Raw genomic sequence first — 20195 nt, forward strand, 5'->3', positions numbered from 1 at the left:
TTATGAAGAAACGAATTTTAATTACTCCTTTAAACTGGGGATTAGGTCATGCTACACGCTGCATACCTATTATAAATGCCTTAATACATTTTGGTTTTGAGCCCATAATTGCCAGCGATGGTGTGGCGCTTTCGTTATTGCAAAAAGAATTCCCAGAATTAACCACTTTAGAGCTGCCTTCGTATAAAGTAACTTATGCAAAAAAAGGCAAATATTTTAAACTGAAGATTTTAAAAAATTCCCCCAAACTTTTAAAAGCTATTAAAGCCGAGAAAAAAGTTATTAATTCTATTATTGAAGACTATAACATCGACGGAATAATTTCAGATAATCGCTTAGGCGTTCGAAGTAAAAAAGTACCTTCTATTTTTATTACGCATCAACTGAATGTTTTAAGCGGAAATACCACTTGGATTAGCACAAAAATTCATCAGAAAATAATAAAAAAATTTGATGTTTGTTGGGTTCCAGATACCAACGGAAGCCTTAATTTAAGCGGAAAACTTGGTCATGTAAAGTCCTTTGAAATAGACACTAAATACATTGGGCCTTTAAGCCGATTTAAAAAAACCGAGGCCGCAATAAAAAACGATGTTATGGTTTTAATTTCTGGACCAGAACCTCAGCGCACATTACTTGAAGAAAAATTACTAAGCGAATTTAAAAATTTTAAAGGACAAGTTGTTTTTGTAAAAGGTAAAATGGAACGCGAACAAGTTATTGAAACTGCCGGAAATATTACCATTTACAATTTTATGACCTCGAGTTTACTTGAAAAAACTATTAACGAGAGCGAATTGGTAATTTCACGATCGGGCTACACGACGGTAATGGACTTAGCAAAACTTAGTAAAAAAGCCTTTTTTATACCAACACCCGGGCAATTTGAGCAAGAATATTTAGCTAAACGACTAACCGAATTAGGTTTAGTACCAAGTTGCAAGCAGGACGATTTCACCTTAAAAAAACTAGAACAAATGGCGCTTTACAAAGGGTTAAAAGCCTTTAATTTTGAGGTTGATTTTGCTGAATTGTTTCAGCCTTTTCTAAAGTAAAAGAAAACTCGCTACCAACGTTAAACTCGCTTTCTACATAAATTTTTTCGTCGTGAGCTTCAATAATATGCTTAACGATTGATAGACCTAAACCAGAACCTCCTTCTTTTCGAGAGCCACTTTTATCGACCCTAAAAAAGCGCTCAAAAAGCCTTGGTATATTCTCTGAGGTAATACCTTCTCCGTTGTCTGTAACACGAACAATTACTTTGTTTTTAATAAGATTTTCTACGCTAATTTCGGTAGTCCCTTTTTCTCTTCCATATTTAATAGAATTTACTACCAAGTTTACCAAAACTTGCTGAATACGCTCCTTATCGGCTTTTACAAGAATAGGTTTAGCATAATCTAAATCGAATGTTAGCGTAATTTTTTTCTTTGCAGCTTTCATCTCAAGCATTTCGAAAACACTTTTGGCTAGCTCAATAATATCGAAAGTTTCTGTGTTTAAACTTAAATAACCAACTTCAAGTTTGGTAATCATGTCTAAATCTTTTACAATATACCCCAGTCGCTCAATACCTTTACTGGCTCGTTCTAGGTATTTTTCGCGTATTCCCTCATCGTTCATTGCGCCATCTAAAAGCGTTAAAATATAACCTTGAACTGTAAAAAGAGGTGTTTTTAGTTCGTGTGAAATATTGCCTAAAAAATCTTTTCTGTATTCTTCACGAATTTTAAGCGATTCAATCTCTATTTTTTTGTCTTTGGCAAACTTATCAATCTCTTCGGTTAAGGTTCGCATATCGGTAGTAATGGATCCTTTTCGAAAATTTGTAGACTCTAAAAGTGTTAAATCGTCGTATATTTTTTTTACTCGCTTGTAAATAAATCGCTCTACCCTAAACTGAATAATAATAAAACAGAAAGCATAAACCGTTAAGGCAAAACCAACTGAAAAATACCACTTTAACTCGTAAAACAACAATAAAAAAACACTCGCTAAGAGTGTTGTTAATACAGTTATATATAACGAGGTATACAAAGCAAACCTGTATGATTTTTTAAATTTTGTTCGCATTAATCTACAAACTTATAGCCAACTCCTTTTATTGTTTTAAAGCTTTTGTCGCCTAGTTTTTCTCTTAATTTTCTAATATGAACATCGATAGTTCTACCACCAACAACCACTTCGTTACCCCAAACAGTATCTAAAATTTCGTCTCTTTTAAATACTTTCCCTGGTTTTGATGCTAGTAAAGATAATAATTCAAATTCTTTTCGAGGTAAAACAATTTCTTTTCCTTTCGAAGTTATTTTATACTCATCGCGGTTTATTACTAAACTACCCACTTTTACCGTATTGGTAACATCTTCTTCTTTATAACGGCGCAATAATGCTTTTACCTTGCTAACTAACACTTTTGGTTTAATTGGTTTGGTAATATAATCATCGGCACCAGCCTCGAAACCAGCAACTTGAGAATAATCTTCACCACGAGCAGTTAAAAAAGTTATAATAGAGTTTTTTAAATCGGGGATTTTTCTAATCATTTCACAAGCTTCAATACCATCCATTTCTGGCATCATCACATCTAAAATAATTAATTGAGGAAGTTCTTTTTTTGCTTTTTTTACACCTTCACTTCCGTTTTCGGCAGTAATTACTTGATAGCCTTCACTGGATAAATTATAACCAACAATTTCTAAAATGTCTGGCTCATCATCAACAAGCAAAATTTTTATGTCCTTTTTTTTCATTATAACGTACTGCTATTTTTGTGTGAACAAATATAAAACTAATAACATAATTTTATTAAAAGTACAGATTTAATAACATTAAGGTAACAATTTACTTAAGAAAACCATGTGTTTCGACGTATGAATCAAATCTTTAACAGTTTTTTGGCATCACTTTTGTAAGAATTTAGTAATTTTACTTAATCTAAAAGCACCTATGAAAAAAAACTACGTTTACATTCTACTATTTGTTCTGGCGTTTTTTACAACCCAATATGGTGTTGCGCAAAGTGATGCAAAATTAGCATCGGTTGCCTCGCAGAATATTGAGGGCTTAACTATTTACCCCAATCCAGTAAGTAGTGGTAAGGCTTACATTAATATTTCTACTAAATACAATTTTAAAAAACGAGTTGAATTTTACAACGTTTTAGGCAAACGTGTTTACTCTGTTGTACTTTCTGGAAAGGAATTAAACATCTCTAATTTAAATAGTGGTGTGTATATTCTCAAAATTACCGAGGGTGCCGTTAGCGAAACTCGTAAATTAGTAATAAAATAATCCTAATATTATCATATAGTTAAAAAACAGCCGTACGGCTGTTTTTTTTTGGCTTGAACCTAAGTAAATAATAGTTTTAGCTTAAATTAAATAATCTCTTTTTTTATGAAAAAACTTTACTTTTTATTACTTACAAGTTTAATATCGTTTGCTTCTTTTGGGCAAGTTATTATTACAGAGCTTGCAGACCCAAACAATAATGCTGGGGCAAGATTTGTTGAAATTTATTGTATTGGACCAAGCTCGGTAAATCTAAATGGCTGGGAGCTTAGACGATGGACAAATTCGAATACAGACCCACAAACAAGTGGTGTAGATTTATCTTCAATAGGTACATTAAACGTTGGGCAATTTGCAATAATTTCGCCAAATGCTTCAGAATTTGAAGCTGTTTATGGTTTTGCGCCAGACATAAGTACTTCAACTGGAGGTGCCGCCGATAGTAATGGTGATGACAAAATAGCTATTTTTGATGCATCGGATGCCACAATTGATATTTTTGGAATACCAGGCAATGACGTAAATAATGCTAATATTACCGAAAATTTTGAAGACGGAAGAGCAGAACGAGCAGCTACGGTAACTGCTCCAAACGCTACATGGACAGAAAGCGAATGGATTAGCGACAACGACCAAGGCTTTGGTTCAGGAGCACAAGATGCACCTGCTGGATTCGATCCTAAAAGTTGGATTGGAGCACCATCATCATGTGGCGTTTCCTTAGGAACCGCTACTTTTGTTTGTACAACAAACACACTTGGCGATGACAATGATACAGTTACAGTAAATATTCCGTATACAGGAGATGATTCCGGAATCACTTCGGTTTCAACTACTTCTGGGGGAGCTATTGGAGGTGACAATCCTGCTTCTGTCACAGATGGAACCATTACAATTACAGGATTATCTGAAGGTGATGCTTGGGATATTACTTTAAACGGTGGAGATTGCGACAGCACCACAATTAGCGGAACTATTGGCTCTGATATTTGCGACCCAGCATGTTTCGATTTAAGTGAAGGTAGCGAATTATTTGAGTTAGTTACTGTTACTGCAAACACTGACAACGACGAGTGGACAGAAACTAATGGAACATATTCTATGAACGGTTATTGTGGTTCTGGTTGTGCAGAAAATATTGAAACATGGCTAATATTTGGTCCGTTAGATATGACAGGTGTAACCGATTTAAATCTTGCACTTAATGCTTCGGAACAATTCGGGACAACAGATTTAATTATAGCTTATACTTCAACATATGCTAATTGTCCGTCGGCATCAACATGGACTACTTCTCAAACTATTACTGATAGTGGGTTTTATGACATCGACTTATCTGGAATTTCAGGAACTGAAGTATTTATTGGAATTCAATATTTAGATGATGGAGCTGATGGGTATTCATCATGGAGCTTATCAAATGTAGCCCTTGAAGCCAATGGAAATTGTCCTACGTTAGGAACAAGACCAACATCTAACTGTGCGGCATTATCACTTAGCAAAAACCAAATTGAAGGTTTCGATATGTATCCTAACCCAACCAATTTAGGTTATGTAAACATTTTAAGTGCTAGCAACGATACTATGACTGTTTCTGTATTTGATTTATTAGGAAAACAAGTTTTAAGCAATACTGTTAAAAACAACCAACTTGATGTTTCTAACTTAAAAAGTGGTATTTACGTTATGAAAGTAAGTCAAAACGATGCTGTTTCGACTAAAAAATTAGTCATAAAATAATTTTACTACATCATCTTTTTTAAAGCGCTGCCATTGGTAGCGCTTTTTTATTTTATATACTTTTGCAATGGTGAAAAATTACTTATGATAAACCCTGAAGACATTTTTAATATAAACTCTAAAGAGGCCTTTGAGCACATGGCTCTAAAAGTTTTTAAATTTCAGTTTGAGCAAAACAAGGTTTATCGTTCGTTTTGCGATTTGTTGTACAAACACCCAAGTAGTGTAAAAACCATTCAAGACATTCCGTTTTTACCCATTCAATTTTTTAAAACCCACGATATTTTAAGTAGTCGCGACACTATAAAGACCACGTTTACAAGTTCGGGAACAACAGGAAGTGCAACTAGTAAACACTTAGTAACCAATTTGAATATTTACGAACAAAGTTTTACCAAGGGTTTCGATCATTTTTATGGCAACGTAAACGATTACGTAATTTTAGGTTTACTTCCTTCGTATTTAGAGCGCACAGGCTCGTCGTTAATTTATATGGTAAATTATATGATTAACGCCTCAAAACACCCTGAAAGTGGCTTTTATTTAAATAACCTTTCCGAGTTAAAAACGACCTTAGAAAAACTAAATTCCGAAGGCAAAAAAGTGCTACTTATTGGCGTTTCATTCGCGTTATTAGATTTAATTGAACAGCATCAATTCAAACTAAAAAACACAATTGTAATGGAAACCGGAGGCATGAAAGGACGCCGAAAAGAACTTATTAGAGCAGAATTACACGAACTGTTAAAACAAGGGTTTGGCGTAAACACAATACACAGCGAGTATGGCATGACAGAGTTATTGAGTCAAGCCTATTCCAAAGGTCGCGGTATTTTTAATTGTCCGCCATGGATGCATGTGCTTACACGCGACACCGAAGATGCTTTAACCATACAAAGCGCCGGAAAAACCGGAGGCATTAATGTTATTGATTTAGCTAATATTAATTCCTGCGCCTTTATTGCTACCCAAGATTTAGGAAAAATAAAACCTAATGGCGACATAGAAATTATTGGGCGTTTCGATAACTCCGATATTCGTGGTTGCAACCTTATGGTATTTTAATAGTTCTGTAAGTTTTTGCATTGAACCAAGACTGACTAATAAAATATTAAAATGAAATTATTTTTAGCACTCTGTTTTTTGAGCATATATTCATTACAAGCACAACAAATAGATTACAACTTAAAAAAAGGTTACGTAGCCGAAGGTTACGACGTGGTTTCCTATTTTAAAGACACTCCTGTTGAAGGCAAAAAAGAGCTAACTACCACATACAATGGGGCAAAATTTAAATTTAGTTCCTCAGAAAATTTAGAAAAGTTTAAACAAGACCCGGAACGTTATATCCCGCAATATGGAGGCTATTGCGCTTATGCCATAGCAGAGAAAGGCGAAAAAGTTGGGGTAGACCCAGAAACCTATCAAATTAAAGACGGCAAACTCTATTTATTTTATAATTCTTGGGGTATAAACACCTTAAAATCGTGGGAAAAAGCGGGCTCTGATAAACTGCAAGCACAAGCCGATGGCTACTGGCAAAAAATAAAATTTAAAAAAAATTAAATTGTTTGTAAGGTGACATTAAATTTCCGACAAAAGAAATGCGAAAAAAAAGAAAGATTATTAATTTTGGTTAATTAGTTAATTAAAGCCTGATTTTAAAAAATCAGGCTTTAAAATTTTAAAGGGCATTTTATTTGCCTAACATAAGTAGTTCGCTACACACCACTTCGGTAATGTAACGTTTGTTTCCTTGTTTGTCTTCGTAGCTTCGTGACGTTAATTTACCCTCAATAGCTACCTCATTACCTTTACTTAAATATTTCTCTATTATTTGTGCCGTTTTACCCCAAGCAACCACTGCGTGCCATTGGGTATCGGTTATTTTTTCGCCTTTATTATTGGTGTAGCTATCGTTTGTAGCCATATTAAATTTAGCTAATGTTTTACCCGATTCTAGATTAATAATTTCTGGATTGTTTCCTAAGTTCCCAATCAACTGTACTTTGTTTCTAAGCGTGTTCATAATTTTAATTTTTAATGTTAAACAGTTAATACTATCGTGTTTTGTATAACGACATGGCAAAGATGCAACTGGAATAAAATTATAAACGGTTATTAAACATTTGTGTTCGTTTGTAAATGTTTGTAGTCGTTTACATCGGCTTAATTAATTTAAAATAAAAGCTCTTTTAAAAACTATTTTGTAGGAATTTTTTATATTTATTGTTATTATAAGTTGCCATTAATTTGAATGAAGAACATTTTAACATACCTCATATTAATATTTCTAATTAGTTGTTCTTCTAAAAAACAGAAAGAAAAATTAATTGGAAATTGGTATTCAAATAGCAATGAAAACTATGGTTTTGTAGAGTTTCAATTTTATAATGATTCCCTTATAATCTATGATGAAATGTTAGGAAAGTTTTCGCAAGAATGGGAAGTTAATAAAGACAAAATTTACTTAACAAATATAAAAGGACTCACTACTAAAAAGCAATTGACCTATTCTTATAAACTAGATAAATCTAATAGATTTTTATATCTCAAAGCTTTAGGAGATACCATAATTGAACTACCTAAATTGAGTAAAGCTAAAAATCCCTTTGACTTTTTAAAAAAAATATTCGGTTTGAAAATTGAATTACCTACAAAACAAACTAAATTAGTTCGAATAGGCTTCCCTGGTAATTTGAATTTCAATATTTATGCTGGTTATAATAAGGATAACAAATTAGCTGTCAAAACGGATTTATCATCCGACCTAAACAATTTGGAAAATGAAGTAATTGAGTTTAAAAATAACTCACGTGATGAATTCAAAAATTTCTTAAGATTTAACTTGATTGCCGACAAAAATATTAATGAGTCTCAAATAGACTCAATCAAAAAGATACTAAAATCAACTTTAATTAAGCAAGTTTACAGAACATATAAAAGTAAAGAAGCCGATTATGAAAATAATTTAAATTGGTTTGGACAAAAAGAATAAAAACTAATGCCAACACCGTGTAAAAAACATTGCTTATTTTAGTTAAGCCGTTTGGTCGTTGCTTTGTTTGCTAGCTTCTGATTTTCCTTCGGAAAATCCTCGCACTCAAACACGCAACGTTCCTTACACATCAACGTTGGCAACAAGCTGAAAAAACAATCGTGACCGAAATAAACGTAAGAGAAAAATACAGAGAACTGATAAATGATATTGATTTCGACAAACTCGAACTTCAATTAAAAACGCCTAATATTTTCCAAATTCTAGGTGTCGCAAGAACTGAAATCCGACATTCAAATTTTTTAGGCTGGTTGCTTGACCCAAATGGAAATCACGGACTTGGGAAATTATTTTTGACCAAATTCTTACGTGGAATTTCGACTTCTGATGTAGCAACCGAACTTGATGAATTTGAAATTGAAGAGTTGAACTTTAACAACGTAGAGATAAGAAGAGAATGGAAAAACATAGACCTACTATTGATTTTTGATTCTTTGGTAATTTGTATAGAAAACAAAATTGATAGTAAAGACCATTCTAACCAACTTACGAAGTACAGAGAAATTGTAAATTCTAATTTTAAGTCTAAAAAGAAAGTTTTTGTCTATTTAACACCAATTGGTGAATTACCAACAGACCAAACGGAAAGGGAATATTATGCAAAATATTCCTATCAAGAAATTATAGAACAATCTGACAGAATATTAAAAATTCACGGAAACTCTTTAAACAATGGAGTGAACCAATATATTTCGGACTATTTAACAACAATAAAACGAGAACTTATGAAAAACGATGAGTTAAACGAACTTGCAGATAAAATTTATAAAAACCATCGTGAACTCATTGATTTTGTTTTTGAACATAAGTCAGATATCGCATCTGAACTTTATCCGATTTTTGTTAAAAAAATTGAGAATAGTGGTTGGATAATGGGTTCAAAACATAAAGGCTACGCTCGATTTCTGACTTCAGAACTTGACAAAATAATTCCAAAAAAAGGAAAAGGGTGGCCTTTAAAAGAAAATTTCCTTTTTGAAATTGACTATTTCTGGAGCAAGAAAAAAATTGTTTTTAAAACTGTTGTTTCACCAGGCGACCCAGAAATTCACGATATTTTTCAGAAAGCAATGAGTAACATTGAAGGAGCAAAAAAACCAAGAGGAAATAAATGGCTTGTTCATTTTATTCATACTTGGAAATTCGATGTTGAGGATTTTATCGGAGCAGACGAAAGTGAAGTAATGAAAGTTTTGGACAAAGAATGGGATAAAGTACAAGAGATTGTCACCAAAGTAGAAACAGAATTATTAAAATATAAAACGGAATTACAACAACATTTAGAATAAAAGCCAGTTGGCAACAATGGCTATAAGTAAGTACTTGTTCTTGCTTACTTCTGAAAATCTTCGCGGATTTTCAGTTTGGCGTGTACTTGCAAAGTTAATCGCTAAACCACACAACTACTCATAGTCTAACCGTTAGCTATTATATAAAATGATACGAAAAGAATTCGACATATCCCTTTATCATATAATTTTTGAAGATTTACGAAAATACCAAAATCTAATTGAAACTTTCTTAAATACTCAGAAAAAAGAGCTTGAAGCAAACATCAATGAAGTTAATATTAATGACAAAATGAATGATAGTGAAAAGTACGAGAAATATTTAGATTTAATTAGTACAGAGAGTTATCACAAATTTGAAAAATATCACGATATAGCTAGACTATTTCCTCACAACTTTAGAGTTTCTTTTTTGACTCAAGTTATCTCTGTAATTGAAAGAGAATTAAAAAGATTATGTAATGATTTAGCAACCATAAAAAACCAAACTTTTAAGGTTACTGATTTAAAAGGGAATAATGACTTTGTAAAATGTAAAGACTATTTAAAAAAAATCACAAATATTGATTTTAACTCAGTAAATGCCGAATGGGAATATATATTACAATGTAAATCTCTTAGAAATAATTTAGTTCATTCAGGTAATATAATTAAAATGGATGACAAAAAATTAGTGAATTTTATAAAAAACAATGACTCTTTTGACTGTGAATATGAAGAATTTATAGATAAAAAGCAAGACATAGTAACCTTCGTAATAGTTAACAGCAAACTAATTGACAAATTGATTAATAAATCTCAAAAGCTATTTGAAAATCTTTTAAACTTAAAATACAATAGCTAACAAAGTATATAATTTATTGCTGGTTCTAACCTACTTACGAAAATCCTTGCAGATTTTCTATTCGGTTTTTATTTGCTAAATTAAGTGCTTAAACAACGTAACTAACTCACACAAACACGTTAGGCATAATTATGAAAAAACGAACAATCATATTATCAATTTTACTCTTATTCCAATTTTTGGTTCATGGACAAGAATATACTGAATCAGAAGAATTCATATTGACTAAATATGACACGTCTTTATTTGAAAAAATGTTTTCATCAAGCGAAGAGTTCAATGGAAACACTCAAATTTATATAACCGACAGTATAGGAAATAAACTTAAGGAAATTGAAGTTTTTATTGAAACTTACGAAAATGACTCAAAAGTTGAGGAGTTCATAACAACTGACTTTAAAAATATCAATAAAATAATTCGTGTAGTTATTAGCCAATGTGCTTGTTATTGTGATACTTCAAAGTATTATTTTTTTGTAACTAACAACAAAAAACTAATTGAACTTCCAACAATAGAAGAAGAAGATTACGAGTTTGAAATGAAAACAATAGATTACGTTTTCAATGCTGAATCCGACACAATTGAGTTGACAGAATTTCAAGATGAAATGATAAAGGAGAATGATAACCCAACTTTCAAATTGAAATCAAAAAATGTTTTGAAAAAATACAAATGGAACGGAAACGAACTGAATGAAAAATAACTATGTACAACAATGCATAAGTGCAATTAGGCCGATTCGACTGCGTCCGAATCTACTAGGAATTGCTAATTTAACCCTTAACTAACGGTTATACCAGACCGTTGTGTACAATAAAAAAAACGAACTAAACATGAAAAATTGGAAAATTTCAGAATCTGATTTTAAAGATAAATATTTAATCCCTACTGAAAAATCTATTTGGTTAACTGACCAAAACAAAGATGCAGATATTAATCAACTAATTGACACAAAAAATTTAGGAATAATTAAAAGTATCCGATACGAAGATTTGAAAGAAATAGTTTTTATTGATACTGACTTTACGATTGATTTTAGATTTAAAGATGACAAAACCCCTGAAGAAATTCTTAAAGTAGACAAAATTGTATATTCAGAAATTAAATCTTATTTAAAAGCCCAGCTAAAACGAATTGAAATAAAAGATTATTCAATCTTTAAACAAATTCTTCCTCAACTCATAACTCTTGGGATTTCTGGAATTCTTATTGTTGTGACTTATATATCTGCTATGCAAATAGAAAAAGGGGAAAGTATAAGAATTGCTGGAAGAAGAGCTTGGTTAAAACAAATAATAGTTTGGATTGCAGAAGCCTTAGGAACAATAGGAACACTAATAGTAGGAACATTAATAATATCATCATTGATCTATTTTATAATTAGAAAATCACAAAATCCAAAAAGAGGAGAGATATTTAAAATGACAAAATCACCTCGATTGACAATATAAAAATACTGTGGCCCACAATGGCTATAAGTAATTGCTTGTTCTTGCTTACTTCTAAAAATGCTTACGGATTTATATTCGGTTTTTATTTGCTAATTTGTTACTAAAATCACTCGAAAAATCCACTAAAATACGACAATATTATACCCATTAAAAAAGCCAGATTTAAAAGTAAAAATGGACAAAAACCTGAAACAAATTAAAACCCAAATTTACGATGCATGTGCACTAAACATTTCGAATTTTAAAATAGAAAAAGAGGGTAAAGCTTATCAAGCATGTCGGTTTGAACTTAACGGACTAAAAGTTTTAAGTAGAACTGCTAAAATAACACCTAATAAAGTTGGGCAATTTGTAACCTTCTGGAAAAGAAACAAAAGCGGAATTATTGAACCTTTTAATGTTAACGACAATATTGATTTTTACATTGTAAATGTAAGCGCTAACAGTAGTTTTGGGCAGTTTGTTTTTCCTAAGTCTGTGCTTATTAATAAAGGCATTATCTCAACCAAAAACAGAGAAGGCAAACGAGGGTTTCGCGTTTATCCAACATGGGATATCCCGAAAAGTAAACAAGCAGAACGCACACAAAAATGGCAATCGAACTATTTTTTCGAAATAAATAATACTACTAACTTTAAACAGGTAACAGAATTATACCAAGCTAAATAAAACGAAAAACTACAAAATACAACTTCAAGTTTTAGGCTTCTTCTCAATCAAAATTTTTTAAAGTAAAAACTTAGCAAATTAAGACCACAATCAATAGTAAAAACAATAGTTCTTCTATCCATTTTTAGTATATTTAGCTCTGGCCAACAACAAAAATGTTTTGAACAAAAATCATCGTATTTTAATTTTAAAGCAACTGTGTTGAGATTATTTTCAATAAAAAACAAAGCGCTAAATAAGAAAATCCAAAAAATGAAAAACATCATAATTGCAATAATAAGTTTGGTATTATTAATTTCTTGCAAATCAAATCAAGAAAAAAATAAGCCACAACAACCTAATGGCCCTAAACCATCTTCGTCGCAATTAATATTAGAAATGGATAGTGATAACGACGGAAAAATATCTAAAACTGAAGCCAAAGGCCCACTCGCAAACGATTTTAAAAATATAGATAGTAACAACGACGGTGTTTTAACTTTAGAAGAACTTAACCATGCCGAAAAAAATCACAACCACAAACCACCACAACAAGAAAACACCTCTAAAAATTTATCGAACAACATTGATAGTTCGGTAAAAGTAATTCCTGTAAATAAAGATTATTTTATTGCAGAAAATATTATTGATGGTATACAAACTAAAACGATAGAATTAAGTGGCGTAGAAACCCTTTGCTATGTAATAACAACCCATTCGCAAGCCACAGAACACACTATGGGACCTTGGTGCCCAAAGCATATAGACGATGGTATAGAAAAAGCTGGAATTTGGTTTAAAGATGACAAAGTTTATGATGTTTCGGGACATTTTATTGCAAATCTAGACGAATTTTATAGTGACAACCAATGGAAACTATATCGTGAAGATGGAACCATAAATGTTACCAACACCGAAGAAGGTTGTTTGGCAGCAGCAAAACCCGATGTAGAAGAAAAGTATAATAATTATTGCGTGGAATGCTTACCCGAATATTTTAAAGATCAAGTCACCACTTTTGTAATTCCAGCAACCCCAACATACTTAAAAACCACTCAAAGTTTTGGAAGAGGCGGTATAGGCATTGCTTTTAACGGTGTAAATTACGACCCGCCGGCGCCAACTCATGCCATATTAGCCGCACACACCATTGCTCCTTTAGATGATCATGGTGGGCACGTAAATCCGCATGGAGGTTATCACTATCACGCTGCCACAGGATCGACTAAAGAAATTGCTCAAAACGACGCACATGCACCTCTAATTGGGTATGCTATCGATGGCTTTGGCATATATGGGCTTTTAGATAAAAATGGAAACAAACCTACCGATTTAGATGAATGTGGCGGGCATTTCGACGAAATCCGAGGTTATCATTATCATGCCGGAGAACCAGGTGAAAATCAAATTTTAAAATGTTTACATGGTTTACCGGGTTACACAGAGGTAAAAGAGTAAAATAAGTATTTTGAACAGACTATTTAAAAAACCTCATCTTGCTTTTCTATGTGCTATTCCTGTAATTATGCTAATTGGCATTTTAAGTAATGGCTCTGCAGATTTTAATATTCATGCCACATATTTTATAATAGACCATCTGTATTTAGCTATCACAATTTCAATCGTTTTTATAATTATAGCAGCTACTTATTGGCTTGTGCAAAAATTAAAATTATCGAAATCGCTAAACAAAATTCACATAATACTCACTTTTGGTGGCATTTGCACAGCGTGGATATTATCGAAATTACATAAAGTCACAAATACCGAACATAGCTTTAACGATAACATAACCATAATTGCTTTACTTTTTGTTTTACTCACCCTATTCGCACAATTAATTTTCCTAGTTAATATCATTTACGGAATCATTAATAAAAAAAAAAGTAAATACATTTTAAAAAACGATTTCAGAATTTAGTATTAATTTTTCGCTTAACGCCACACGATTAAAACACAGTTATTTCGTACAATTTTATTATATTTACTAGAGTTTAGTATTTTATTTTAACCTATAAATATAAGCCCGAAGCTATTTTGCTGAACTTAAAACAAATGAAATATTTAATTGTACCAATACTTTTGTTTACGGTTTTAAATTTAAGGGCTCAAAATTTTGATGTTCCACCTAACTTTACACCCGGAAAATGCTACGCCAAATGCTTTCATTATGAAAAGAAACTGGAATGGAAAGAAGTAAATTGTAAAGATTTAGAAAATAAGAAACTAACCAAAAAAGATCTTTTAGCTCGGGAACAACAAAAGCTAAAAATGGAAAAATATCAAGAAAAATTAATTACACTTGGTTACAATGTCGACATTACAGGAATTCCAGACAATAAAACTATAATTGCACACCATAAATACTTGAAAGTAAAAAAGAAGAAAACTAAACGAAAAAGCATTTAACGTAAATAAAACAATATGATTTTTAAATTTTTAAATAATTATTACGTCTTAATTTTTAGAATTTTATTAGTTGTAATTTTAATCTTTAAAATTTCAAATTGGTTCGTTGCATATTCAGCTGAAACTAATCGCACCATTAATACTATCATGTTTTGTTTAATAGGCATTGTATTTTTGGCTTATTCATGGTCTGTAAATAAAATAATAATTAAACTAACGCTACTAATTTGCGGTATATTTTTAATAGCAATGAACTTTATTCCTAATTTTGAAATGAAGTCAATTATTGGAATTACCTGTTTATTACTTCCGTTAATTTTAGAAAAATTATTTCCAGAAGAACACCAAAATCTTTATACTAAATAAACTCTAAAACAGTAACTACCAAGCTAGACCTAAGTAAAACTTAACCTTTATGCAAAAAACCTGTTTAGAATGCAACGAAAAGCTCATTGGCCGAAGCGATAAAAAATTTTGCAGTGACTACTGTCGTAACGCATACAACAACAATATAAATAAAGACAGTAAAAACTTAATTCGAAACATTAACAACCGCTTACGCAAAAATTGGCGCATTTTAGAAACAGCAAACACCTCCGGAAAAACTAAAACCACCAGAAAAAAACTTACCCAAGAAGGTTTCGACTTTAATTATTTTACCAGTATTTACACCACTAAAGAAGGTAGTATTTATTATTTTGTTTACGACCAAGGTTATTTAGAATTAGAAAATGAGTACTTTTTACTGGTTAAGCGCGAATAAGGTAACGTGACATATAAACCTAAAACATGGCCGAAATTACAATCATTATCATTTTTTTTATTATCACCGTTGCAACAATAATTGCATCTACTTATTTTAATTCTAAAAACACGGTATTGCGAAAATTAAAAACATATACGCCAAAATCGTCAACACAATTTAAAACGAACCAACCAACAAAAATATCGGGAACTGTTTTACAAGTTAGCAAACCTTTTATCGCACCATACACTAAACGACCGTGTATTGCTTACGTTTTTGAAGTTAAACAACGCGTAAGTAATGGTAAACACACCCGATGGAGAACCTTAATAAAAAAAGAAGACATTCAAGATTTTTTTATTGAAGCTAAAGGCGAACAAATTATGGTAAAGCCTACAAAAAACAATTATCTATTGTACATGGAACAGGACCATAAAGTACAATCGGGCGTTTTTAATAAACCTGACCAAAATTTTGAGGGCGTTTTAAAAGCATTAGGTGTAGAAAACAAAAATTGGTTTGGCATTAACAAGAGTTTAAAATATACAGAGCGCATCATAGAAATAGGAGAAACTATAACTGTTGGTGGCATCTCGAAATTAAAATCGTTAAGCGAACCTATTGAAGGTTACAATTATTCAAAAATTTCAACTTTAGAAAGCAGCGAAACACACAAACTAATTATTACAGACTCTCCAAAAGCAAGAGCATAAAAAAAGTTGAATTAAAAGTTTATCAGGCTTTCAATTCAACTTATTACAATGTTTTAAAACTACTTTACTTCCAGTTTTGTCCTTTTAATTGCATAGCGGCTTTTAGCACGTCTTTTTGGCTTATTTGCCCAATAAGCTTTCCGTTTTCAACAATTGGAAAACGACGTCGTTTAGCATCTAAAAAACGTTTAGCTGCATCAAAAATATTCATATTACCATCGATGGTTTCAACATTTTTAGTAATATGCTTTTCAATAGTACTATCATGCATAGGCATATTATAGTATCGGCTTTCGCTAATTTGCTTTATACAATCCCCTTCAGAAATTACACCAATTAATTCATTCTTTTCATTTACAACTGGCCCTCCAGAAATTCTGTTTTTTATTAAGGCTTGCATTACACTTTCAATGGTTTGGTTTGGCGAAAATGTAATTAAATTAGTGGTCATATAATCGCTTACCGTTAAAGGTGATTCATCAATAGTTGCGGTCTGCATCCGCCTTGCGCCTCGAAAACTTTTAATTCCCATAATTAGTCTTATTTAAATAGTTAGTAAACTTAAATATAGGTATATTTTTTTAAACATCCTAAAAAACAACACTGTAACTCACTATAAACATGATGTTTATATATTAAAAAGACGTCTGTTAATAGAAAAAAACTATAAAACCTAATTTAAAATAGCTCTGGTTATTTACCTAAAAAAGAAATAATTACGCATCTTTTAACAAAAAAAGCATATATTTTTTTAGATTTGGCGCACGAAAAATTAAATAAGAACAATGAAAAAATTAGTTACCATAGTTTTAGTGTTATTTACTGTTTGCTTAAATGCACAAACCAACACCGATTTATTAAAACACTACGAGGCTTATTACAAACAAATGAAATTACAAGGCGATGTACAAGGTATTGTTAATGCCATGACGCATTTAAATGTATTACAACCTTCGCAAGCCAGAAAAGATACCCTTGCCTATATTTACATGAGCGAAAATCAATACCGACAAGCAATTAACACCATTGGTTTTGAAAAAAATGCAGCCGATTCGGATATTGCTTTAGAAGTAAAAGCTGTTTCGCTTAAAGCTTTAAAGCGACCAGAATTGGCAATTGGACACTTTCAAGAAATGTTTAATCGTAAACCAAACGCCTACCTTGCCTACGATTTAGCCGAGCTTAATATGACAGTCCAAAATAATACTGAAATTGAAAAACACATAAATTATGGGTTAGCAAATGCAACAGACGATATGAAAAAAGCATTTTTTGAAACCCAACAACCTTACGAAGTACCTTTAAAATCGGCTTTTATGTATTTAAACGCCTTAAATACTTTTAATAAAGACCGAAAAAACAATATTGATGCCGCTGTAGATATTCTGGATGCTGCCTTAAAAACGGCACCAAACTTTAACTTAATTCAGTTAACAAAAACCGAATTATTGCGCCAAAAACAGGCCTTACAAGCTCAAGAAGAGCAAACCAAAAATTAATTATTGAGGTAATAAAATTAAAAAGCTCTATTTAAAAATAGAGCTTTTTTTATGTTTTATGGTTTAAAAATTACGGGCGTTCAATATTCCGAACATCGAATTCAATTTTCTTATTCATTTGATAATTAACATTACTATACGCCGTTAAATATTCTTTAATTGCCAATAAAAGTTCGTCCCTGTTTCTGGTATCCAAATTAGCTAAACTTTTAAGCTTTAACATCATTGTTTTTAAAACTAAAATTCGCGCCGTTATCGAAGGGCTATTTACAGCATCGGGAATAGTTTTATCTAAGTTTGTTAACAGTAAATTTACTTCGTTTTCTTCGGCCATAAAAAAACCTAAATCTCCAACTTTTACTTTACTAATAACATCGCTTAACTCAAAATAAGGTTTCCAGTCTTTTATAGCCTCTTCGGTTTTTAAATCTAATGCAAAATCTACATATTTTAACTTGGTAACTTCTTGCTCGGTTACTAAGTGCACATGTTTTTCCTTTTCTTCCTGTGTAATTTCTTTGTTTTCAGAATCCTTTTTACAAGATATAAAAACAAGTAACAGAGATATAATGATGAAACCTTTAAAATTCATTTTCAATTAATATAATTACAATACAAATATAACGCAATAGCCGTTTTTATAGTGTTGTTTTTTAGTGTTATGATAAATAAAAAATATTGAAATATAAATATATTATTTTCATTAAAATCTTATTATTTTTGAAAAGTTTTCATAAATCACATTAAAAATGAGTTCAAAAATATTGATTATTGGCGCTGGCGGACAAATAGGTTCGGAATTAACATTTAAATTACGAACTATTTATGGCGACCAAAATGTAATTGCCAGCGACATAAGTTACCGTAACGAAACTATAGTAAATTCTGGTATTTTTGAAATTGTTGATGCTCAAGATTACGCCAGCATTAAAATTTGTGTAGAAAAATATAACATTGATACTATTTATTTAATGGCCGCAATGCTAAGTGCCACTGGCGAAAAATACCCGATGAAAGCTTGGGATTTAAATATGAGTACTCTTTTTAATGTACTTAACCTTGCCCGCGCCAAGTTTATTAAAAAAGTGTTTTGGCCATCTAGCATTGCCGTTTTTGGGCCTACAACACCTGTTAATTACACCCCGCAATACACGGTTATGGAACCAACAACAGTTTATGGTATTACCAAACAAGTTGGCGAACGTTGGTGCGAGTATTATTTTAATAAATACGACGTAGATGTTAGAAGTTTACGTTACCCAGGCATTATAAGTTGGAAAACTTTGCCTGGTGGTGGCACCACAGATTATGCTGTTGAAATTTATCACGAAGCCATTAAAAACAACCAATACGAATGTTTTTTAAAAGAAGACACCGAATTACCTATGATGTTTATGGACGATGCCATTAAAGCCACCGTAGATATTATGCAAGCTCCACATACCGCCATAAAAATAAGATCGTCGTACAATTTATCTGCCATAAGTTTTACACCAAAAGCCGTTGCAAATAGTATTAAAAAACATTTACCAGAATTTAAAATAAGTTACAAACCCGATTATAGACAAGAAATTGCAAACAGTTGGCCAAAAAACATTAACGATTCGTATGCAAGACAAGACTGGAAATGGAAACATAAATTTAATTTAGATGAAATTACCGAGGAAATGTTAACACAACTTAGCAAAACCTACAAGCCGTAATTTTTTAACAGAAAAATATAGTTTTAATTGTATATTTGAGCAACCCCTAAATTAATTTAATATGCTTCAGGATTTTTGGTTTAATGTTGAGTATGGCATTAACCACGTACTCGATATAAATGCTTACGATCATGTTTTATTCCTAATTGTTTTAACCGTTCCTTATTTGTTTAAAGATTGGAAACGCGTTTTTCTTTTAGTTTCTATGTTTACTCTTGGCCATACGTTATCTCTGGTTTTGGCAGCTTATAAAATTGTAAGTGTAAATGCGAGTATTGTAGAGTTTTTAATTCCGGTTTCAATTTTTATTGTGGCACTTTACAATGTTTTTACTGCTGGTAAAGGTGCTCAAAAAGAAAAAGTTGGCGTGTTGTTTTTATCAACTTTATTTTTTGGTTTAATTCACGGATTAGGCTTTGCCAGAGAGTTTCAAATGTTTTTAGGCGACTCGGATAACAAACTTATTTTACTACTAGAGTTTGCTTTGGGTATAGAACTTGCACAAGTTATTATTGTTTTTGTTGTACTATTTTTAGGGTATTTAGTGCAAACTTTGTTTCGGTTTTCTAAGCGCGACTGGGTTATGGTTTTATCGGCCATTGTAATTGGTTTGGTAATACCAATGATTTTAAATAGCGATTATTTAGCTTAATCGTTATAAAAAGTTTAACTAACTTCCGTTGTTTTTAAAATACTTACAACGTATATTCGTTATAGTGTTTTTGCGTTAAGGATTGCAGCGGCATCCTTTTTATGCTAAACTTATACTTAATTGTAAGTTTATAACTTTATTGCATA

Annotated in this window: 24 protein-coding genes; 19 read left to right on the top strand and 5 right to left on the bottom strand. The window is 31.6% G+C overall.

Features of this window, described 5'->3' with window-relative positions:
- Window positions 1-2: 2 nt before the first annotated feature.
- Complete coding sequence (locus tag LG651_RS02070) at window positions 3-1055, top strand: glycosyltransferase (RefSeq protein ID WP_226694498.1); 1053 nt, start codon at window positions 3-5, stop codon at window positions 1053-1055.
- Here the strand turns inward: LG651_RS02070 and LG651_RS02075 are convergent.
- A complete protein-coding gene (locus LG651_RS02075) occupies window positions 1006-2076 on the bottom strand; it encodes a sensor histidine kinase (protein WP_226694499.1) in 1071 nt (356 codons plus the stop codon). The two genes, LG651_RS02070 and LG651_RS02075, sit on opposite strands and share 50 nt — an antisense overlap.
- On the bottom strand, window positions 2076-2756 hold the full coding sequence (locus LG651_RS02080) for a response regulator transcription factor (RefSeq protein WP_044625303.1): 681 nt from the start codon (window positions 2754-2756) through the stop codon (window positions 2076-2078). The genes LG651_RS02075 and LG651_RS02080 overlap by 1 nt, the downstream gene beginning before the upstream one ends.
- 196 nt (window positions 2757-2952) lie before the next feature.
- On the opposite strand from LG651_RS02080, the gene LG651_RS02085 reads away from it, so the two are divergent.
- The 4 genes from LG651_RS02085 to LG651_RS02100 all read left to right on the top strand — a co-directional run bounded on the left by LG651_RS02085 (window position 2953) and on the right by LG651_RS02100 (window position 6603).
- On the top strand, window positions 2953-3297 hold the full coding sequence (locus LG651_RS02085) for a T9SS type A sorting domain-containing protein (RefSeq protein ID WP_226694500.1): 345 nt from the start codon (window positions 2953-2955) through the stop codon (window positions 3295-3297).
- Window positions 3298-3402: 105 nt separating this feature from the next.
- Window positions 3403-5037 carry a T9SS type A sorting domain-containing protein gene (locus LG651_RS02090; RefSeq protein ID WP_226694501.1) on the top strand — a complete coding sequence of 545 codons (1635 nt, stop codon included), beginning with the start codon at window positions 3403-3405 and terminating at the stop codon, window positions 5035-5037.
- An 84-nt stretch (window positions 5038-5121) separates the two neighbouring features.
- Window positions 5122-6102 carry a LuxE/PaaK family acyltransferase gene (locus LG651_RS02095; RefSeq protein WP_226694502.1) on the top strand — a complete coding sequence of 327 codons (981 nt, stop codon included), beginning with the start codon at window positions 5122-5124 and terminating at the stop codon, window positions 6100-6102.
- A gap of 51 nt (window positions 6103-6153) precedes the next feature.
- Window positions 6154-6603: a YHS domain-containing (seleno)protein gene (locus tag LG651_RS02100; protein ID WP_226694503.1), complete on the top strand. Its 450-nt coding sequence runs from the start codon at window positions 6154-6156 to the stop codon at window positions 6601-6603.
- 130 nt (window positions 6604-6733) lie between these two features.
- On the opposite strand, the gene LG651_RS02105 is transcribed toward LG651_RS02100, so the two are convergent.
- On the bottom strand, window positions 6734-7066 hold the full coding sequence (locus tag LG651_RS02105) for a single-stranded DNA-binding protein (RefSeq protein ID WP_226694504.1): 333 nt from the start codon (window positions 7064-7066) through the stop codon (window positions 6734-6736).
- Window positions 7067-7294: 228 nt separating this feature from the next.
- Here LG651_RS02105 and LG651_RS02110 point away from each other — a divergent pair, with 228 nt between their 5' ends.
- The 11 genes from LG651_RS02110 (at window position 7295) to LG651_RS02160 (ending at window position 16195) form a co-directional block, all read left to right on the top strand.
- Entirely contained in the window at window positions 7295-8035 is a 741-nt protein-coding gene (locus LG651_RS02110) for a hypothetical protein (RefSeq protein WP_226694505.1), read from the top strand.
- Window positions 8036-8196: 161 nt separating this feature from the next.
- Window positions 8197-9384, top strand: a complete 1188-nt coding sequence (locus tag LG651_RS02115) for a PDDEXK-like family protein (protein ID WP_226694506.1) — start codon at window positions 8197-8199, stop codon at window positions 9382-9384.
- Window positions 9385-9532: 148 nt separating this feature from the next.
- Window positions 9533-10228 (top strand): hypothetical protein, encoded by a 696-nt coding sequence (locus LG651_RS02120; RefSeq protein ID WP_226694507.1) that lies wholly within the window; start codon window positions 9533-9535, stop codon window positions 10226-10228.
- A gap of 131 nt (window positions 10229-10359) precedes the next feature.
- The gene (locus LG651_RS02125; protein WP_226694508.1) at window positions 10360-10932 is read left to right on the top strand and encodes a hypothetical protein; all 573 of its coding nucleotides are present in this window, start codon (window positions 10360-10362) and stop codon (window positions 10930-10932) included.
- 130 nt (window positions 10933-11062) lie between these two features.
- Entirely contained in the window at window positions 11063-11680 is a 618-nt protein-coding gene (locus tag LG651_RS02130) for a hypothetical protein (protein WP_226694509.1), read from the top strand.
- A gap of 174 nt (window positions 11681-11854) precedes the next feature.
- The gene (locus tag LG651_RS02135) at window positions 11855-12349 is read left to right on the top strand and encodes a MepB family protein (RefSeq protein ID WP_226694510.1); all 495 of its coding nucleotides are present in this window, start codon (window positions 11855-11857) and stop codon (window positions 12347-12349) included.
- Between the two features lie 252 nt (window positions 12350-12601).
- The gene (locus LG651_RS02140; RefSeq protein WP_226694511.1) at window positions 12602-13786 is read left to right on the top strand and encodes a YHYH protein; all 1185 of its coding nucleotides are present in this window, start codon (window positions 12602-12604) and stop codon (window positions 13784-13786) included.
- Window positions 13787-13796: 10 nt separating this feature from the next.
- Entirely contained in the window at window positions 13797-14249 is a 453-nt protein-coding gene (locus tag LG651_RS02145) for a cbb3-type cytochrome c oxidase subunit I (protein WP_226694512.1), read from the top strand.
- 134 nt (window positions 14250-14383) lie between these two features.
- Window positions 14384-14737 (top strand): hypothetical protein, encoded by a 354-nt coding sequence (locus LG651_RS02150; protein WP_226694513.1) that lies wholly within the window; start codon window positions 14384-14386, stop codon window positions 14735-14737.
- Between the two features lie 415 nt (window positions 14738-15152).
- A complete protein-coding gene (locus tag LG651_RS02155; RefSeq protein ID WP_044631348.1) occupies window positions 15153-15500 on the top strand; it encodes a hypothetical protein in 348 nt (115 codons plus the stop codon).
- A 26-nt stretch (window positions 15501-15526) separates the two neighbouring features.
- Window positions 15527-16195, top strand: a complete 669-nt coding sequence (locus tag LG651_RS02160) for a hypothetical protein (RefSeq protein ID WP_226694514.1) — start codon at window positions 15527-15529, stop codon at window positions 16193-16195.
- Window positions 16196-16259: 64 nt separating this feature from the next.
- On the opposite strand, the gene LG651_RS02165 is transcribed toward LG651_RS02160, so the two are convergent.
- Complete coding sequence (locus LG651_RS02165) at window positions 16260-16727, bottom strand: CBS domain-containing protein (protein WP_226694515.1); 468 nt, start codon at window positions 16725-16727, stop codon at window positions 16260-16262.
- Window positions 16728-16980: 253 nt separating this feature from the next.
- Between LG651_RS02165 and LG651_RS02170 the strand changes: the two genes are divergently transcribed.
- Window positions 16981-17694 carry a hypothetical protein gene (locus LG651_RS02170; RefSeq protein WP_226694516.1) on the top strand — a complete coding sequence of 238 codons (714 nt, stop codon included), beginning with the start codon at window positions 16981-16983 and terminating at the stop codon, window positions 17692-17694.
- A gap of 70 nt (window positions 17695-17764) precedes the next feature.
- Here the strand turns inward: LG651_RS02170 and LG651_RS02175 are convergent, their stop codons facing one another.
- Window positions 17765-18286, bottom strand: a complete 522-nt coding sequence (locus LG651_RS02175; RefSeq protein WP_226694517.1) for a hypothetical protein — start codon at window positions 18284-18286, stop codon at window positions 17765-17767.
- Window positions 18287-18443: 157 nt separating this feature from the next.
- Between LG651_RS02175 and LG651_RS02180 the strand changes: the two genes are divergently transcribed.
- A complete protein-coding gene (locus tag LG651_RS02180) occupies window positions 18444-19397 on the top strand; it encodes an NAD-dependent epimerase/dehydratase family protein (protein WP_226694518.1) in 954 nt (317 codons plus the stop codon).
- Between the two features lie 61 nt (window positions 19398-19458).
- On the top strand, window positions 19459-20049 hold the full coding sequence (locus tag LG651_RS02185; protein WP_226694519.1) for a HupE/UreJ family protein: 591 nt from the start codon (window positions 19459-19461) through the stop codon (window positions 20047-20049).
- Window positions 20050-20195: the final 146 nt, after the last annotated feature.

Origin of the sequence: Neotamlana sargassicola (genome assembly GCF_020523965.1) — a bacterium.
GTDB classification, from domain to species: Bacteria; Bacteroidota; Bacteroidia; order Flavobacteriales; family Flavobacteriaceae; genus Neotamlana; species Neotamlana sargassicola.